At 67.4% G+C, this 1,480-nt stretch carries 3 protein-coding genes; all 3 read right to left on the reverse strand.

Features of this window, described 5'->3' with window-relative positions; translation table 11 throughout:
- Nucleotides 1-12: 12 nt before the first annotated feature.
- The 3 genes from LCE31_RS39570 to LCE31_RS39580 all read right to left on the reverse strand — a co-directional run bounded on the left by LCE31_RS39570 (nt 13) and on the right by LCE31_RS39580 (nt 1,361).
- Nucleotides 13-510, reverse strand: coding sequence for a phosphoribosyltransferase (locus LCE31_RS39570; protein WP_225023122.1), 498 nt, complete (start codon nt 508-510; stop codon nt 13-15).
- 18 nt (nt 511-528) lie between these two features.
- Nucleotides 529-1,104 carry a dCTP deaminase gene (dcd, locus tag LCE31_RS39575; RefSeq protein ID WP_225023123.1) on the reverse strand — a complete coding sequence of 192 codons (576 nt, stop codon included), beginning with the start codon at nt 1,102-1,104 and terminating at the stop codon, nt 529-531.
- A gap of 74 nt (nt 1,105-1,178) precedes the next feature.
- Nucleotides 1,179-1,361 carry a hypothetical protein gene (locus tag LCE31_RS39580; protein WP_225023124.1) on the reverse strand — a complete coding sequence of 61 codons (183 nt, stop codon included), beginning with the start codon at nt 1,359-1,361 and terminating at the stop codon, nt 1,179-1,181.
- Nucleotides 1,362-1,480: the final 119 nt, after the last annotated feature.

A 1,480-nucleotide genomic window follows, 5' to 3' on the forward strand; every position in this document is an offset into this window, starting at 1 on the left:
GCCCCGGACGCCTCAGGCGTCCAGCACCTGCCCCGAACGCCGCACGACGGGCGGCTGGACGCTCCACGGGAAGTTGATCCACTCGTCGGTGCGCTTCCACACGTACTCGCACTTCACGAGGGACTGCGACTTCTCGTAGATGACGGCGCTGCGGACCTCGGCGACGTGCTCCACGCAGAAGTCGTACACGAGCTTCAGGGTCTTGCCGCTGTCGGCGACGTCGTCGGCGATCAGGATGCGCTTGTTGCTGAAGTCGACGACGTTCGGCACGGGCGCCAACATGACGGGCATCGCCAGCGTCGTCCCCACGCCCGTGTAGAACTCCACATTCACCAGGTGGATGTTCTTGCAGTCCAGGGCGTACGCGAGACCCCCGGCCACGAAGACGCCGCCCCGGGCGATGCTGAGCACTATGTCGGGCTCGTAGCCGTCGTCGGCGACGGTCTGCGCCAGCTCGCGGACGGCCGTGCCGAACTGCTCGTAGGAGAGATCTTCCCGGGACTGGCTCACGCCTGGCACTCCAAAGCCTCAGACATCGGTCCGGTGGAAATTGAGATAGGACCGCGAGGCCGTCGGGCCCCGCTGCCCCTGGTAGCGCGACCCGGCCGGCTTCGACCCGTACGGGAACTCGGCCGGCGAACTCAGCCGGAACAGGCAGAGCTGCCCGATCTTCATCCCAGGCCAGAGCTTGATGGGCAGGGTCGCCATGTTCGACAGCTCCAGCGTGACGTGCCCCGAGAAGCCCGGATCGATGAACCCGGCCGTCGAGTGCGTCACGAGCCCGAGCCGCCCCAGCGAGGACTTGCCCTCAAGCCGCGAGGCGATGCCGTCGGGCAGGGAGATCACCTCGTACGTCGAGGCGAGCACGAACTCCCCCGGATGCAGGATGAACGCGTCGTCGCCGTCGGGCTCCACGAGCCGGGTGAGACCGGCCTGCTCCACGGCGGGGTCGATGTGCGGGTACAGGTGGTTCTCGAAGACCCGGAAATACCGGTCGAGCCGTACGTCGATGCTCGACGGCTGCACCATCGAGGGATCGTACGGTTCGAGGCGGACGCTGCCGGAATCGAGCTCGGCGCGAATGTCCTTGTCGGAGAGAAGCACGCCCCGAGGATACGCAAAGTGCGCGGGCCGCCATGAACCGGCCGCCCGCGCACTCACCAAGACGCCGCTGCGCCCTAACCCTGCCGCTGATTCCCCAGGGCCACCGGCACCGAACTCCGCAGCCGGGCACACCGCGGACACCGGATGAGCCGGCCGGGCCCGATCCTCGCGGCGTCGAGATGCTGCAACGGGAACGACGCGGTGCTGAACACATGCCCTTCGGCACAGCGGACGACGGTGCGCTCCATCAAATCCATCAGGTCCCTTCCCCAGAACGCGGACGAACGCCACATTAGGGGATGACCAGGACAACACCACGCCCGGCACTCCGACACTCCACGCTACGCCCCAACTCCCCCACACCACACCCGCATCC

It is taken from the genome of Streptomyces sp. 8L, from assembly GCF_020176795.1.
Taxonomy (GTDB): domain Bacteria; phylum Actinomycetota; class Actinomycetes; order Streptomycetales; family Streptomycetaceae; genus Streptomyces.

Coding starts and splice junctions, on each gene's coding strand:
- LCE31_RS39580 (WP_225023124.1), bottom strand. CDS start 1,361: ATGGATTTGATGGAGCGCACCGTCGTCCGCTGTGCCGAAGGGCATGTG.